The sequence below is a fragment of the Nocardia sp. NPDC051750 genome, from assembly GCF_044453135.1.
Classification (GTDB): Bacteria; Actinomycetota; Actinomycetes; order Mycobacteriales; family Mycobacteriaceae; genus Nocardia.
In genome coordinates, this window is record NZ_JBITCK010000007.1 from 155,509 (window position 1) to 170,604 (window position 15,096).

The 15,096-nt window shown below is 70.2% G+C and carries 14 protein-coding genes; 8 read left to right on the top strand and 6 right to left on the bottom strand.

What is annotated here, in order from left to right; translation table 11 throughout:
* Window positions 1–178 precede the first annotated feature (178 nt).
* On the top strand, window positions 179–1,357 hold the full coding sequence (locus tag ACIA75_RS28585; protein WP_397109416.1) for a GuaB3 family IMP dehydrogenase-related protein: 1,179 nt from the start codon (window positions 179–181) through the stop codon (window positions 1,355–1,357).
* Between the two features lie 66 nt (window positions 1,358–1,423).
* Window positions 1,424–2,995, top strand: coding sequence for a glutamine-hydrolyzing GMP synthase (gene guaA, locus ACIA75_RS28590; protein ID WP_397109418.1), 1,572 nt, complete (start codon window positions 1,424–1,426; stop codon window positions 2,993–2,995).
* A gap of 88 nt (window positions 2,996–3,083) precedes the next feature.
* Here guaA and ACIA75_RS28595 read toward each other — a convergent pair whose 3' ends face one another.
* On the bottom strand, window positions 3,084–3,332 hold the full coding sequence (locus ACIA75_RS28595; protein WP_397109420.1) for a hypothetical protein: 249 nt from the start codon (window positions 3,330–3,332) through the stop codon (window positions 3,084–3,086).
* Complete coding sequence (locus ACIA75_RS28600) at window positions 3,325–5,055, bottom strand: PspC domain-containing protein (protein WP_397109422.1); 1,731 nt, start codon at window positions 5,053–5,055, stop codon at window positions 3,325–3,327. Before ACIA75_RS28600 ends, ACIA75_RS28595 begins: the two co-directional genes overlap by 8 nt.
* A 148-nt stretch (window positions 5,056–5,203) precedes the next feature.
* On the opposite strand from ACIA75_RS28600, the gene ACIA75_RS28605 reads away from it, so the two are divergent.
* Genes ACIA75_RS28605 through ACIA75_RS28615 form a run of 3 tightly spaced genes read left to right on the top strand, consistent with a single transcriptional unit; the run spans window position 5,204 to window position 7,787 of the window.
* Window positions 5,204–6,562 carry a PspC domain-containing protein gene (locus ACIA75_RS28605; protein WP_397109424.1) on the top strand — a complete coding sequence of 453 codons (1,359 nt, stop codon included), beginning with the start codon at window positions 5,204–5,206 and terminating at the stop codon, window positions 6,560–6,562.
* A 41-nt stretch (window positions 6,563–6,603) separates the two neighbouring features.
* A complete protein-coding gene (locus ACIA75_RS28610) occupies window positions 6,604–7,065 on the top strand; it encodes a dihydrofolate reductase (protein WP_397110309.1) in 462 nt (153 codons plus the stop codon).
* Window positions 7,066–7,094: 29 nt separating this feature from the next.
* Window positions 7,095–7,787: a response regulator gene (locus tag ACIA75_RS28615; RefSeq protein ID WP_397110311.1), complete on the top strand. Its 693-nt coding sequence runs from the start codon at window positions 7,095–7,097 to the stop codon at window positions 7,785–7,787.
* Here ACIA75_RS28615 and ACIA75_RS28620 read toward each other — a convergent pair.
* Complete coding sequence (locus ACIA75_RS28620; protein WP_397109426.1) at window positions 7,784–8,953, bottom strand: class I SAM-dependent methyltransferase; 1,170 nt, start codon at window positions 8,951–8,953, stop codon at window positions 7,784–7,786. The two genes, ACIA75_RS28615 and ACIA75_RS28620, sit on opposite strands and share 4 nt — an antisense overlap.
* 166 nt (window positions 8,954–9,119) lie before the next feature.
* On the opposite strand from ACIA75_RS28620, the gene ACIA75_RS28625 reads away from it, so the two are divergent.
* Both ACIA75_RS28625 and ACIA75_RS28630 read left to right on the top strand, forming a co-directional pair.
* Window positions 9,120–9,737: a hypothetical protein gene (locus tag ACIA75_RS28625; RefSeq protein ID WP_397109428.1), complete on the top strand. Its 618-nt coding sequence runs from the start codon at window positions 9,120–9,122 to the stop codon at window positions 9,735–9,737.
* Between the two features lie 157 nt (window positions 9,738–9,894).
* Window positions 9,895–10,425, top strand: coding sequence for a hypothetical protein (locus tag ACIA75_RS28630; RefSeq protein ID WP_397109430.1), 531 nt, complete (start codon window positions 9,895–9,897; stop codon window positions 10,423–10,425).
* Window positions 10,426–10,438: 13 nt separating this feature from the next.
* On the opposite strand, the gene ACIA75_RS28635 is transcribed toward ACIA75_RS28630, so the two are convergent.
* Window positions 10,439–12,004, bottom strand: a complete 1,566-nt coding sequence (locus ACIA75_RS28635) for a DNA polymerase Y family protein (protein ID WP_397109432.1) — start codon at window positions 12,002–12,004, stop codon at window positions 10,439–10,441.
* Window positions 12,005–12,325: 321 nt separating this feature from the next.
* The gene (locus tag ACIA75_RS28640) at window positions 12,326–13,165 is read right to left on the bottom strand and encodes a hypothetical protein (RefSeq protein ID WP_397109434.1); all 840 of its coding nucleotides are present in this window, start codon (window positions 13,163–13,165) and stop codon (window positions 12,326–12,328) included.
* Window positions 13,166–13,488: 323 nt separating this feature from the next.
* Between ACIA75_RS28640 and ACIA75_RS28645 the strand changes: the two genes are divergently transcribed.
* On the top strand, window positions 13,489–14,613 hold the full coding sequence (locus ACIA75_RS28645) for a serine/threonine-protein kinase (RefSeq protein ID WP_397109436.1): 1,125 nt from the start codon (window positions 13,489–13,491) through the stop codon (window positions 14,611–14,613).
* A gap of 13 nt (window positions 14,614–14,626) precedes the next feature.
* On the opposite strand, the gene ACIA75_RS28650 is transcribed toward ACIA75_RS28645, so the two are convergent.
* Window positions 14,627–15,085, bottom strand: a complete 459-nt coding sequence (locus ACIA75_RS28650; protein WP_397109438.1) for a MarR family winged helix-turn-helix transcriptional regulator — start codon at window positions 15,083–15,085, stop codon at window positions 14,627–14,629.
* Window positions 15,086–15,096 lie beyond the last annotated feature (11 nt).

A 15,096-nucleotide genomic window follows, 5' to 3' on the forward strand; every position in this document is an offset into this window, starting at 1 on the left:
CCGCCCCGCCCCCCCCCCCCCCCCACCCCCCCCCCCCCCCCCCCCCCGGGGGGGGCCGCCCCCCCCCCCCCCCGGGGGGGGGGGGGCGCCCGCGCCGCCCCCCCCCCCCCCCCCCCCCCCACGCCAAGGGGGGCCGAAGCCCCGCGCGCGCCAGCGCGCCAAAAATACAGGAGTTTTCGTGCGCGATATGGTCGAGATCGGTATGGGTAGGACGGCTCGCCGGACCTACGAGCTGGACGATGTCGATATCGTTCCCTCGCGCCGGACCCGGTCCGCGAGCCAGGTTTCGCTGGCTTGGCAGCTGGATGCCTACCGGTTCGATATCCCCTTCCTGACCCACCCGACCGATGCGCTGGTCTCCCCGGAGTTCGCCATCGAGATCGGGCAGCGCGGCGGTTTGGGCGTCATCAACGGGGAAGGGCTGTGGGCCCGGCATTCGGATGTGGCGGCCAAGATCGACCAGCTGCTCGAGCTGGCCGATAAGGGCAGCTATCAGCGGGCCGTGGCCTTTCTGCAGGAACTGCACGCGGCGCCCATGCAGCCCGACCTGCTGGCCGCCGCGGTCGCACAGGTGCGGGCCGGCGGGGTCACCGTCGCGGTTCGGGTGAGCCCGCAGAACGCCCAGGCGCTCACCCCCGGCCTGTTGCAGGCCGGAATCGACCTGCTGGTCGTCCAGGGGACCATCATCTCGGCCGAGCACGTGGGTGCGGGCGAACCGCTGAACCTGAAAACCTTCATCGCCGAACTCGATGTCCCGGTTGTCGCCGGCGGGGTCAGCGACCATCGGACCGCGCTGCATCTGATGCGGACCGGTGCCGCGGGAGTGATCGTCGGCTACGGCTCGCAGCCGGGAGCGACCACCACCGGCGAGGTGCTGGGTATCGGTGTGCCGATGGCCACCGCCATCGCCGACGCCGCGGCGGCTCGCCGCGATTACCTCGACGAGACCGGCGGCCGGTACGTGCACGTGATCGCCGACGGCGATATCAACACCTCGGGGCACCTGGCGAAGGCCATCGCCTGCGGCGCCGACGCGGCAATGCTCGGGGCGCCGCTCGCGCTCGCGGCCGAGGCTCCGGGCCGTGGCTGGTACTGGCCGTCGGCCGCCGCCCACCCGTCGGTGCCGCGGGGCTCACTGCTGTCGCTGGACGAGCCGTGGGATCTGGCCGACGAACTCCTGCTCGGTCAGGCACGTCCGGTGCCCGTGCGCCCCAGTCTGGAACAGCTGCTGACGGGCCCGTCGGACGACCCGTTCGGGTCGCTGAACCTCGTCGGCGGCCTCCGCCGTTCGATGGCCAAAGCCGGGTACTCCGACCTCAAGGAATTCCAGAAGGTGGGCCTGAGCGTCCGGGCCTGAGCACGCCGCCGAGGAGCCTCAACCCCGCGGCGCCGGAGACGCCGGCAGGGAAATAGACTCTTGCAGGTGACACGTTCCCAGAGACCCGTCCTTGTCGTCGACTTCGGTGCGCAGTATGCGCAGCTGATAGCCCGCCGGGTCCGGGAGGCGAGTGTCTACTCGGAGGTGGTTCCGCATACCGCGACGGTGGCGGAGATCGCGGAGAAGCAGCCGCTGGCGGTGATCCTCTCCGGAGGTCCGGCGAGCGTGTACGCGGAGGGGGCGCCGGCCCTCGATCCGCGGCTCTTCGATCTGGATGTGCCGGTTTTCGGTATCTGTTACGGATTCCAGGCCATGGCGCAGGCGCTGGGCGGCACCGTGACCAATACGGGCACTCGTGAATACGGCCGTACCGAACTGGATATCGACGGCGGCGTGCTGCATGCCGGGCTGCCGCGGTTGCAGCCGGTGTGGATGAGCCACGGGGACGCGGTCACCGACGCGCCGGCGGGGTTCGAGGTCACCGGGACCACGGTGGGGGCTCCGGTCGCGGCTTTCGAGAACCGTGACCGCCGGCTGGCGGGTGTCCAATACCATCCCGAGGTGCTGCATTCGCCGCACGGTCAGCAGGTGCTGAGCCGGTTCCTGCACGAGATGGCGGGTATCGCGCCGGAGTGGACGCCCGCCAATATCGCCGAGGCGATGATCGAGCGGGTGCGGCAGCAGATCGGCGACTCGCATGCGATCTGCGGTCTGTCCGGCGGGGTGGACAGCGCGGTGGCGGGCGCTCTTGTCCAGCGCGCGATCGGCGACAAACTGACCTGTGTTTTCGTCGATCACGGGCTGTTGCGCGAGGGCGAACGGGAACAGGTGCAGCGGGATTTCGTGGCCGCCACCGGGGCCCGGCTGGTCACCGTGGACGCTGTGGATAAATTCCTGGGCGAACTGAAGGGGGTCACCGACCCCGAGGAGAAGCGCAAGATCATCGGACGTGAGTTCATCCGGTCCTTCGAGGATGCGGTGGGCGAGGTCGTCGGTGAGCAGTCGGCGGGGCAGGCTGCGCCGGCGGTCGAATATCTGGTACAGGGCACGCTGTACCCGGATGTGGTGGAGTCCGGCGGCGGTAGCGGTACCGCGAACATCAAATCGCATCACAATGTGGGCGGACTGCCCGACGATCTGGAGTTCGAGCTGGTCGAACCGCTGCGGCTGCTGTTCAAGGACGAGGTCCGGGCGGTGGGTCGCGAGCTGGGTCTGCCGGAGGAGATCGTGGCCCGGCAGCCCTTCCCGGGGCCCGGTCTGGCCATCCGGATCATCGGCGAGGTCACCGAGGACCGGCTACGGACGCTGCGGCAGGCCGACGCCATCGCCCGCGAAGAACTCACCGCCGCCGGACTGGACGCTCAGATCTGGCAGTGCCCGGTGGTGTTGCTCGCCGATGTGCGCAGCGTCGGCGTACAGGGCGACGGCCGCACGTACGGGCATCCGATCGTCTTGCGGCCGGTGTCCAGTGAGGACGCGATGACCGCGGACTGGACCCGGCTGCCCTATGAGGTCCTGGAGCGGATCTCGACCCGGATCACCAACGAGGTGAGCGAGGTCAACCGCGTGGTGCTCGATGTGACGAGCAAGCCCCCGGGCACCATCGAGTGGGAATGAGCCGACAGCGGAGCGCCCGGACCCTCGGAGGAGAGTCCGGGCGCTCCCGGCTTCGGCCGTGTCCGACGAGAACGGTGGCCGCCCGGGGCTACCGGCGTTTCCGCGGTGAGATCACCAGCACCACGCCCACCACAATGGCGGCGGCGACCACGATCCAGCCGATCGGGATCATCGCCGCGAACTCCCAGTGGGCCGGCCCGGTCAGCGCCCAGATACTCACCAGAAGTGCCAGCAAGCCGGTCAGGAACAGGCCGGGGGAGAACCGGCCCGGCCGGTGATCGCGGCCGTCGGGTCCGCATCCGCCTTCTGTTTGCGGGTTCGTTTGCTGGTCAGCCACGACGCACCTCCGCCTCACCCATCCGCACCTGCACGTTCAAATTCAGCACCGGCGAATCCCCGCCCGGTCCGGTCAGACCGTCGGGGCAGTTCGCATCTCCCATCCGGACGGTGCATTCGGTGCGCACATTCATGTTCTCGGGCACCAGAACCACCGCCTCGCCCATCTGGACGGAAAGATCTACTGTCTTGTCCGCGGTCAGTTCGATACCGCGCAGATCCAGCGTCCCGGAACCCATGGTGACCGCGTAATCCGGTCGCACCTCGGCCGCCGAAGCGGGGGCCCAGGTGCGCTCGCCCATGGTCGAACTCTGGAAGTCGACCGGCCCGATCGCCGCGGCCAGGATGACGAACGCCGCCAGCGGGGCGGTGACGAGCAACAATCCGTGACCCCGCCGCCGGAAGGCGCCGAGCATCAGGCCCAGCGCGATCACGGCGAGCGCCACCGCGGCGATCCGTCCCGGAGTCATCCACTCGGCTCCCGCCACCGCGGCCGCTCCGGCTCCGGCCGCCGCGAGGATGGCCAGGCCGAGAACGACAGCGGTGAATCGGGAACGGGGGCGTTTTTCCGTGGTCACCGCCAGGGAGCGTTCCGGCGCGGGTTCGGGCAGATCCCAGGCCAGGGGTGCGACACCCAGCGGGTCCCAGGAAGGGGGCGTGCGGTCGGTGAGCCCGTGGCCGGTCGGTTTACGCATCTCGACGGTGCCGCGTGGGCCACCTGGTCGGTTTGTGCCGGGGTCGTGGCCGGGGTTCGTTTCCGAGGTCGTGCCTTTCTCTGGATTCTGCGCTGCCGTCGGCTCGTCCTGCCGGAGCGCCGACGATCGGACTCCGGGGGCCTCCGGCGGACGGCCGGGAGATGCGGTCGCCGGATCGGCGGTCGCCGACGAACTGCTCGCACTGCCGGCCGGATCGCTGTCCGGTGTTGTGGACCCTGCTGCCGGGCCGGTGGCTGTCGTGGGTCGCGCGGTGCTCTGGGCAGCGTCGGGCGCGGCCGTCGTCGAACCCGTCGCCGGTTCTGCCGATGCTCCGGTGCTCTTGGCGAGCTGTGGGCCACCGGTCGAGCCGGACGCCGCTTCCGGAGGAACCCTGCCGGAGTCGGCTTCGCCGCTCTGCGGACCGGACGCGGCGGGGGTGTCCGGAACGTACCGGTCCGGCAGTTTCGTGTAGGGCGTGTAGACGCCGGTGAACTGCGAGGTGTAGGGATCGGCGCCGGTTTGCGGGAAAGCGGTGCCGGGATACCCGGTCGTCCCCGGCCCCGCGAGCGACTCCGGCGCGACAGCGCCCGGCGGCAGCGGCGGTGGCAGCGGGGAACGCAGATACAGCATCCACCAGCCGGCCAGCATCAGTGCCAGTGCGATCACTCCCGACCCGCCGAGTCCCACACCGACCGGCCCCATGGTGCTCACCGCGATCGCGAGCGCCACGATCAGCACGATCGTCTTGGTCTGGCTCTGCGAATCCCGGCGTTTGCGGGTGAGCGATTCCGCCATGGACGTGTCCTCCCCGGGTTCGGGGAACAGCAGCCACCCGACCAGGTACAGGACGACCCCGGCCCCGCCGAAAATGGTGGACACCACGAACGCGATCCGTACCAGGACCGGATCGATGCCGTAGCGGTGCCCGAACCCGGCCGCGACTCCGGCGATCGGCCCCTGCCGGGGCAGGCGGGCCGGCCTGGTCTGCCACAACTGCTGGACCTGCTCACCGAAGCTGGTTCTCGTCATGAACTCATGGTCCGCTCGCCGTGGCCTCCCACACATCCGGGTGAACCCTGAAGTTGCTCCGGAAAAACTCCCCGACCACCGTCGACCTGGATATCTCAGGGTGTTTCCCCATGGCTGCCCTGGGCGCCGGCGTGCCAGTATCGAGGGTATGTGCCCGTTCGGACCTGCCTTCTACGCTCGGGGCGCCACCCGCCCCGTGGCCGAACCGGGGACGGGTGGCGAACGGTTGGTGCGCCGCTCCGGCGGCCGGATCGTCGGCGGTGTGGCCGGTGGTGTCGCCGACCATCTCGGGGTCGACGTGCTCAAGGTCCGGATGGTTTTCGTGCTGCTGTCCGCCCTGGCCGGCGCGGGGATAGTCGCTTATGGCCTGCTGTGGATCTTCACTCCGGGTGGTGCGGACGACGCCCGGCCCTCCGGAACCGAACGCCGGCAGGCGATCGGCCTGGCGCTGCTCGGTCTGGGGCTGTCGGTGGCGGTGTCGTGGGCGTTCAGCGGTACCGCGGCCCGGGTGATCGCACCGCTGCTGGTGATCGCGGTGGGTGCGGCGCTGGTGTGGCGGGAGTACGACGCCGACGGCCCGCGCTCGCTGGTCGGGATACCGGCCAAACCGTCGGTCGTCACCTGGTCGCGGATCATCGCCGGGGTCACCCTGGTCGTTGCCGGGCTGGCCGTGGTGGTGCTGTCGCAGGTCGATTGGGGTTCGCTGGGGTCGGCGCTGCTGGCGGTGGCGGCGACCCTGATCGGTGTCGGTCTGCTGACCGTTCCGCTCGGCCTGCGGATGATGCATACGCTCAATGCCGAACGGGCGGCCCGCATCCGCAACGAGGAACGCGAGGAAATCGCCTCCCATCTGCACGATTCGGTATTGCAGACCTTGGCGCTGATCCAGCGTCAGGCCGGCGACCAGCAGGAGGTGCTGCGGCTGGCCCGGAGCCAGGAACGGGAATTGCGCCGCTGGCTGTTCGCCGATTCCGGCCCCGCCGAATCCAGTCTGGCCGCCGCCCTGCGCACCATCGCCGGTGAGGTGGAGGATCAGCACGGGGTGAAGGTCACCCCGGTGACCGTGGGCGATGTGGCCATGGACGGCGCGGACCGCGGATCCGGCCTGCCGAGAGAACATTTCACCGCGGTCCTGGGCGCGACCCGCGAGGCGCTGGTGAACGCCGCCAAACACGCGGGCGTCGCCGATATCGACCTGTTCGCCGAGGCGGAACCCGATCAGGTCAGCGTGTTCGTCCGTGATCGCGGCGTCGGTTTCGACCCCGATTCGATCCCGGAGGACCGGCACGGTCTCACCCGCTCCATCCGCGCCCGGGTCGAGCGGCGCGGCGGAACGGTCGAGATCGTCTCGGCACCGGGCCGCGGCACCGAGGTGCGCGTCATCATGCCCCGCAGCGACTCCGGTGCGGAACCCGAATCGGGGCCGGGCGATCGCGACGAAACGCATACCGCGGACCCCGCCCCTGTACCCGAGCCTCCACGGCGTCCCCACCCGATACCTCGCTGACGCCCACACCGGGCCGATTTGGGCATGATGGTCGGGTGCACGTGACACTCATTGCCTCGGTTGCCCGGAACGGCGTCATCGGTCGCGATGGGGATCTCGCCTGGCGAGACCGAGACGATCTCCAACGCGTGAAACGTCTGACTCTCGGGCGAACTCTGGTCATGGGGCGACGCACGTTCGACTCCATCGGCAAACCTCTTCCCGGTCGGCGGACGGTAGTTGTCACACGCCGGACCGACTGGGCGCCGGCGGGTGTAGTGATCGCCGGTTCGATCTCCGAAGCTCTCGCGGCCGCGGGGGACGGTGAGGTCATCGGTTTCGGTGGCGGTGAGATCTACGACCAGCTCCTCGACTCGGCGGACTGTTTGGAGATCACCGAAATCGAAGCCGAACTCGATGGCGACGCGGTCTTTCCGAGAATCGACCCGGCTCGGTGGACGGAGACCGAAAGGATCCGATGGGACGGCTACAGCTGGGTGACCTATCGTCGAGCACGCGGTTGAATGGTCACGTAGTAGGCCGTCGCTCCGTGATGCGGAGGGCTGAAGCCCACGGGCCGGAGCCGCGCCACACACAGAAGGGCATAGCCTTGCGGGTTTTTCTCGTCGATGATCATGCGGTGTTCCGGTCGGGGGTGCGGGCCGAGTTGAGTCGGGAAACCGATATGGAGGTGGTGGGGGAGGCCGGGGGTGTGTCGGAGGCGGTGGCCGGTATCAATGCCGCGAAACCCGATGTGGTGCTGCTCGATGTGCATATGCCCGATGGGGGCGGGGTGGCCGTGTTGCACGGTATCGACAGTGGGCCGGTGTGCCTGGCATTGAGTGTGTCCGATGCCGCCGAGGATGTGATCGCGGTGATCCGCGCGGGCGCTCGTGGGTATGTCACGAAGACGATTTCCGGTGCCGAACTGGCCGACGGGATCCGGCGGGTGGCCGGAGGGGATGCGGTGTTCAGTCCGCGGCTGGCCGGGTTCGTGCTGGATTCGTTCACCGGGAAGTCTCCGGTCCCGGAGCCGCCGCTGGACCCGGAGCTCGATTCCCTGACACCCCGCGAACTGGAGGTGTTGCGGCTGCTGGCGCGTGGTTACACCTACCGCGAGATCGCCGAGAAACTGTTCATCTCGGTGAAGACAGTGGAAACCCACGCGTCGAACGTGCTGCGGAAAACCCAGCAGTCCAACCGCAACGCGCTCACCCGCTGGGCCCACCGCCGCCGGATCGATTAATCCGCACGGCCGCAGGCGGTGTCGAAATCACCGTGCAGGCCCCGCACCGACCTGGTGACGGTGAACTTCCGGTTGCGGCCGACCACCTCGGTGCGGCCGACCATGCGCTCCACGACGGTGCGGTGGTTCAGATGGTTGTTGTAGACCGTCCACAGCTCGCCGCCCGGCCGCAGTACGCGGCCGGTCTGGGTGAACATCTTGATGGCCGAACCGGTGTGCACGGCGGCGCCCACATGGAACGGCGGGTTGCACACCACGAGGTCGGCGCTGTTGTCGGCGGCCGCCGACATGGCGTCGTCGCGGACCACGGTGACCTGGGCGGCGACCTGGTTCGCCGCGGCCGTGGCGGTCGCCGAGGCCACCGCGGCGGCGGATTGGTCGGTGCCCACCACCGCGATTCCCGGGCGGGATCTGGCGAGTGCGACGGCCAGGATGCCCGTTCCGCAGCCCAGGTCGACGGCGTCGCGGGCGTCGGGTTTCATGGCGCGGAGATGTTCGAGCAGGAAGCGGGTGCCGATATCCAGGCGCGGCCCGGAGAAGGCGGCACCGTGGGCGACCACGTCGATATCGAATTCGCCGATGTGCTCGCGCAGCGGAAACCGTGGTTCGCCCACCGGTTTCGGTCCACGCACCAGCAGGGTGCGGGATTTCTGCCGGCCGCGGCTGGCCCGGACGTCGGCGAAGGATTCGGCGAGCACATCGTTCATCGCTTTGGTCAGGTACTTGTCCCGGCCGCCGGCGAAGACCTGGACGCCGGGGTGAGCGTAGCGGGCGATGGCGTCGGCGATTTCGGCGAGCCCGGCCAGTACCCGCGGGAGCCGCAGCAGGATCACGGTGGCGTCGCGCAGCAGGCTTTCGCCGAGGGCGTGCGCGGTATAGCGGTCGGCGAGGCCGAGGGTGCGGGCGTTGGCCGCCAGCGCGAGTTCGCCGGTCAGCAGGTCCTGATGGACCCGGACCCGGTGCAGGTCGTGGGCGGCTGCCGCGCCGAGGGTCAGGGCGCCGTAATTGTCGCCGATCACCACGACCGTTCCGGGCTCGGCGGTGGCGAGTGTTTCCGCGGCGACGTCGAGGATGAGACGGTCCGCGGCGTCGACGGCGTACAGGTTCGCGGCCTCCACATCCGGGTAGCGGCGCAACCGTCCTAGTAGGTCCTCCACGTCTCGCACGGGACAAGTGTGCTAGATCGTTGCCGGACGCTGCCGCCCGCCCCGGTGGATGGGCTTCGCCGGGTGGTGTTTCCGGTGCCGCGCACACCCGGCGCCCCGGTGGGTGGCACACCGTGCGAGTGCACGTTCCCGCAGTACAGTGCCCCCTCCGGTTAGCATCGGGCGCATGCGTACCGGGCGTGTTCTGGTGGTGGCACTGTTGGCGTGTCTCGTGGGGTGCTCCGATTCGGGGTCGACACCGCCGGTTAGCTCCACGGCGGGCCCGGGGCTGCCCAGTTCCCGAGCCGATATCCCGGGGTTGCCCTTGCCGCCGGTGCCGTTGCCCGGGGAGCCGGTGCCCGCGCCGGACGATACGGTGCCGAAGCAGGCGGAAGCGTCGCCGGACGCCATGCTCACCGTGACCGATATCCGGCTGAGCCGTCACGCGGGGTTCGATCGGGTCGAGTACTACCTGGGCGGACCCGGCGTTCCGGGATGGAGTGTGTGGTACACGGGGCGGGCGGTCCAGGACGGCAGCGGCCGGGAGCTGGATGTGGCGGGGCGGTCCGTTCTCGAGGTCCGGATCACGGGCTCGGCCTATCCGTTCGACAGCGGAGTGGCACCGTATGCCGGACCGGATCCGGCCACCGACCCGGCAGTTCCGGGGATTGCCGGGGTCTATCGCACGACGGTGTTCGAGGGGATCACGCAGTCGTTCATCGGAGTCGATGCCGACGAACCGGGTTTCACGGTGGCCGCGGCCACCATGCCGAACCGGCTGATCATCGATATCGCTACGGGTTAGTCCCGGCCACGCACCGTATCGGTTGATCAACAATGGGAGCCTGGGCAGTCGAAAATCGACACGACACAGTACGGTTGACAGCACCGGTGGCTCAGATGTCCGGCGCACCGGGGCGAAAATACGGGGTCGTGGGCATCCGAGGGGAGTTTCCAGACCGATGCGACGACTCGAACGAGCCAGTCTCGCCGCCGCAGCGACCGTCCTGGTCGCGGGCGGGTTCATCGCCGCCTGCTCCAATACGGTGACCGGTACCGCCGAGGTGAACCAGAGCGAGCTGCAGCTGTACACATCGGAGATCAGATCCTCCTCGGCCGCGGCATCGTCCTCCCGCGCGGCCGCCGCCGCGGCCGCCGCGACCGATGTATGCGAGACGCTGCGTGACCACAACAATCCCGCGGTCGACGCGTTCAATGCCTATATCGACGCCAGCGACAGCAAAGCGCCGGATGTCGAGGCCAAGAAGGGTGCCGCGATCACCGCGCTGCGCGATACCGCCGGCAAGATCGACGAGGAACTCAACCCTGATGTTCCCAACGAGGTCTCGACCCCGCTGCGCACCTACCGCTACAACTTGAATTCCCTCGCCGACCTGCTGGAGCGCAACGCCTCGGTGGACGAGGTCAACGGGCAGATCGATTCGTTCAACGCGGACAAGGACGCGGCTTTCGACGCCTGCGAACCGTACTGAGCCGGTACCCGGTTCATTCGTAGAGGCCCTCGACGCACCATTGATCGTCTCGGGCGAGCAGGAGCAGGCTGTGCGGTCCCGGTAATTCCACTTGGGCCCGGGCCACCGGCGCCGCGCCGGGCGCCCACCAGAGTTCGTCGAGTAACCAGGGCCCGGCCCACGCGGTGAGCCGCCAACTGGACTTTCCCCAACGCAACCGGGCGGGCGGGCCGCTGAACCGGCCGCGCGGGGTGATCCGGACGGGCGCGCCATCGGCCGATTCGAGGGTGACGTGCGGACGGTTCAGCATGATCACCGCGGGGGCGGGTTCCGGGATCCGGCCCGGCCAGGGGGGCGCCGGATCGGTATCGGGTGCCGCTTCGTCGCCGAATGTCACCATGGTGACCCGTTCGGCGGGTCCGCGACCGCCGCTGAGGACACCGACCCGCACCGCGTCCCCGCCGAGCAGTCCCTGGACGCGGACCAGGGCGCGCAGGGCCCGTTCGTCCCCGGACCCGGTATCACCCCACAGGCCGAGTTGCAGGGCGGCGGCCGGCACCACTTCCACCGGGATCAGGTGCAGCTGCGTGATCGGTGCCGTAGGTCTGCCGGTGTGCGGCCGGGTGAGCCAGCCGTCCAATTGCCAGCGCACCCGGTCGGCGACGCCGTCGGCGGTCAGCGGTTCGGCGCAGCGCCAGACCCTGGACAGATGTTCACCGGCCGCGGTTTCCGCGCGGATCTCCAGCCGGGTGCAGGCCAGGGAAGCGGCCGACAGCGCCGCGGTCAGCCGGGTGGCGAGCAGCCGTCCGGCGAAGGCCGCGGCGTCGATCCGGTCGATCGGCGGGTCGCAGGGTAGCCGGATCTCCACCTCCGGTGGATGGCGCCGGGGCGCGGGGGGCCTTTCCGGTAGTGCGCGGGCGAGGCGGTGCGCCAGGACCGCGTCGGCGCCGAAACGTGAGGTGACCTGAGCGGCGGTCAGAGCGGCGAAATCACCGATCCGGCGTAGGCCCAGCCGGTGCAGCAGGTCCAGTAGCGCGGCGCGTTCCCGTTCCGCGGGGCCGGGTTCGGCCGCCAGTTCGGTGATCGGCAACGGGGCCAGGAACTGCGCGTCCCCGCCCGGCGGCACGAGAGTGCTGTGCCGGGCGGCGATGATCGCGGCCGGGAGTTCGTCGGCGATACCGATCCGGGCTTCCGCCCCGGCCGTCGCCAGCGCGGCGAGTAACTGCCGGACCGCTGCCTCGGCCGACCCGGAATACCGGATCACCCCGCGCGCGGACAGGACGAGCAGGCCGGGGCGCAGTACCTCCAGCCCGGGGGTGAGCCTGTCGACGGCGGCGGCGACCGGTTCGAACAGCCGGGCGTCGCGGTCCGGGTCCGGTTGTGCGACATGCAGTTCCGGACAGCGGCTCTGTGCTTCGCGTTTGCGCATGCCACGCCGTACTCCTGCCTCGCGAGCGGTGACCGAGCAGGTGACGACCCGGTTCGCGTGCAGTACCGCCACCGGCTGATCCGGTGACAGTCCGGCCCCGGCCGCCGCCGCGACCGCGGGCCAGTCGGGGCACCAGACGGCCAGCACCCGGGGAGCCGGACGCGGACTCATCGGCCGGCCGATCCGCGCGGATCGAAGCGACCGCGCCCGGTCCGCTGACGGCGGCGGATCTGTACGAACTTGCCGCCCCGGATGGGGGTTGAGGTCCGGCAGCGGTTGTCGGGAGGACACGGGCGCGCGGTGGCTCTGCCCGACCGGGGCGTCCGTGCGGGCAGATCTCCGGCCGAGGGGAAATTTCCGCCGGGCGCGGGTCGTGGCTCGGGGGCATCCCCGTTCGGCCGGTGAGCCCGGGTAGAAGTGCCGGCGACCGGCGGAGTATTTCCGCCCGGGTGCGGGTCGCGGGGCCGGTGGGGGATAAGGGGAGCGATCCGGTCAGGAAGCAACGGGGCTCCCCTGACCTTCCGTTTCCGGCTGAGCCGATTCGGGTGCCGCGGCGAGGTTGTCGAGGGCGATCCATTCCACCCGGCCGCCGAGCGGGCGCGCGGCCAATCGGCCCCGGGTCGGGGTCCCGGCTCTGGTGCGGACTTCGATATCGAGGCTGATGGAGCGGATCCGCCCGCTGCCGGTACCGAGACCGGTGTAGCCGGCGACGCGGCTTTCCAGGCTCAGGTCCGGGGCGGGCCAGGAACCGTTCGTGACGAGCAGTGTGGACTCTTTTCCGCGGGCTTTCGCGGTGAGCACCCGGGCGCGGGCGGGGGTGATCGCGGTATCGCCGAGGCCGAGTACCACCAACTCCATCCCGTCGAGCAATACCGCCGCCACCTCCACCGGATCGTGGCCGGCGTCGGCGATCACCGCGATCCGGTCCAGCCGGGCGCCCATCTCCGCGGCGGCGAGCAGCCCGAGCCGGGGCAGGCCGATCGCGGCCGCGTGCCCGCCCGCTCCGGTGACCGCGGCGAGCAATCCGGCCAGCAGCGATCCGGTGCCGGTGTAGTTCACCACCGACCCTTTGACGAGACCGCGGTCGGGTAGCAGGGGGGCGAGGGCGGGAGGTACCGGCAGTACTTCCCGCCGGACCGCCGACGCGGGCGTGACCGGCGCGAGGGTTCCGGCCGTGTTACGGGGGGCGGCGCCCCGGGCGCATCCGCCGCCGGCAGCCCGTGCCCGGCGCAGCTCGGCCAGCTCACGCAGGCGTGCGCCGCTGGCCTTCGGTAGCCGTGCCGTGTTATGCGGGGTCGCGGGTTCGGGGCCCCCTCGGTCCAGGTTCTCCACTCCTCCGCTCCTCCGCTGTGTTTATCTGCGCCTGTGTTTATTTGCGCCGCCTCCGGCGTCGCGGGTTCGGGGCCCCCTCGGTCTCGGTTCTTCCCTCCTTCGCTCCCTCGCTCCGTCAGTCCGGAACCGAGACGGGCCCCGAACCAACGGGGTGAACTCGCCGCGACTGTATCGAACATACATTCGATATCCTAGCGCTGGAAGTCTGGACCTGGAAGCCTGCCCGGAGCAGCTACGACGGGCTGTCGTGAGCGCGGTCACCTGTTGTCCGCCGCCGGTTCCGAAACCGGCCAGCTACCACCGAATTCGACTAGTCTCACAGCATGATCGATCGCCCCCGTCCCATCGTCGGCCCCGATTATCTGGTGGCCGGCCGGTACCGTCTGCAGTCGAAACTGGGCGGGGGCGGTATGGGGGCGGTCTGGCTGGCGCACGATCGGCTGATGGACCGTGATGTCGCCATCAAGCAGGTGCTGTCCACGGCCGGCCTGGACGAGGCGGAGGCCCGGCAGATCCGGGACCGGATCGTGCACGAGGGGCGGGTCGCGGCCAAACTCTCCCATGAGCACGCCATCGCCGTATACGACGTCGTACTCGAGGCCGGCGAGCCCTGGCTGGTGATGGAGCATCTACCCTCGCGCAGTATCGCCCGGGCGCTCGGCCTGGTGAACACGCTCCCGGTGATCGAGGTGGCGCAGATCGGCGCGCAGGTCGCCGACGCGCTGGCCGCCGCGCACACCGTCGGAATCGTGCACCGCGATATCAAACCGGGCAATATCCTCGTCGCCGACCGTGGCCCGGTGGTCGGGATGGCGAAGCTGAGCGATTTCGGTATCTCCCGCAATATCACCGAGGCCTCCGACGAACCCGACGGCATGATCACCGGGACTCCCGCCTACCTGCCGCCGGAGGTGGCCCGCGGCGCCCAGCCCACCGCGGCCAGCGATGTGTTCTCCCTCGGAGCCACCCTCTACACCGCCATCGAAGGCCAACCGCCGTTCGGTATGGACGACAACAGCGACGCCATCGTGGAGCGCGCCGCCATGGCGCAGATCGACCCGCCGACCCGCAGCGGGGTTCTCACCCGCGCCCTGCTGCACATGATGGAACCGGCTCCGCAGCGGCGCCCCAGTATGGCGCAGGCGCGGGACGAAATCCTCGCCGCCGCTTTCGGGCCCGGTGCCGCCGGCAATATTCTCGGCGCACCGGTGCGCACCGAAGACGGCACCATCCCCGCTTGGGCGGCCCGTAACTCCGCGGCCGGTCTGCGCAGCCCCCGCTCCGGCCCGCTGCCCCGCCGCGCCCCACAGCAGCCGGTGCACCCCGTAGCCGCCCTGGCCCCGGCCGCGCAGCCCGGCTCCACCCAGCTCAGCCCCACCGTCGCCGTCACCATCGGCCTGCTGATCGGGCTGGTCATCATCATCGTGATCCTCATGGTGCTGATGTAGCCGCCGCGGGCGCTCAGTCCGGTAGTGGCTCGCCGCTGCCGGACTCGTCCAGTAGCAGCGCGAGCATCTCCCGGAATTCGGCCGCGTGCCCGGCGCCCAGAACGCGCGCCCAATCCTGTTCCACCGCGATCATGCTGTCGCGCAATACCCCGAAGGCCGCCCGCCCGCGGTCGGTCAGGCAGACCAGTCTGGCTCGTCGGTCGGTGGGGTCGGCCTCGCGGACGAGGTAACCCGCCCGTTCCAGCGTGCCGACCACCTGCGCGGTGGCCTGCCGGGTCACCCCGATCCGCGGCGCCAGCTCCGAGATCCGCTGCCCGCCCGCGAGTAGCGGCGGGAAGAGCTGCAGAGCATGCCGAGGGTGCAGGTCGGGCATACCGGCCGCGGTGAACGCCGTGGCCAGGCGGACGCTGGTGGCGCGGGTCAGCCGGTAGAGCAGCACGGCCGTCGACGACGCGGCGGTGGATTCGGTCATGGTGACCGATT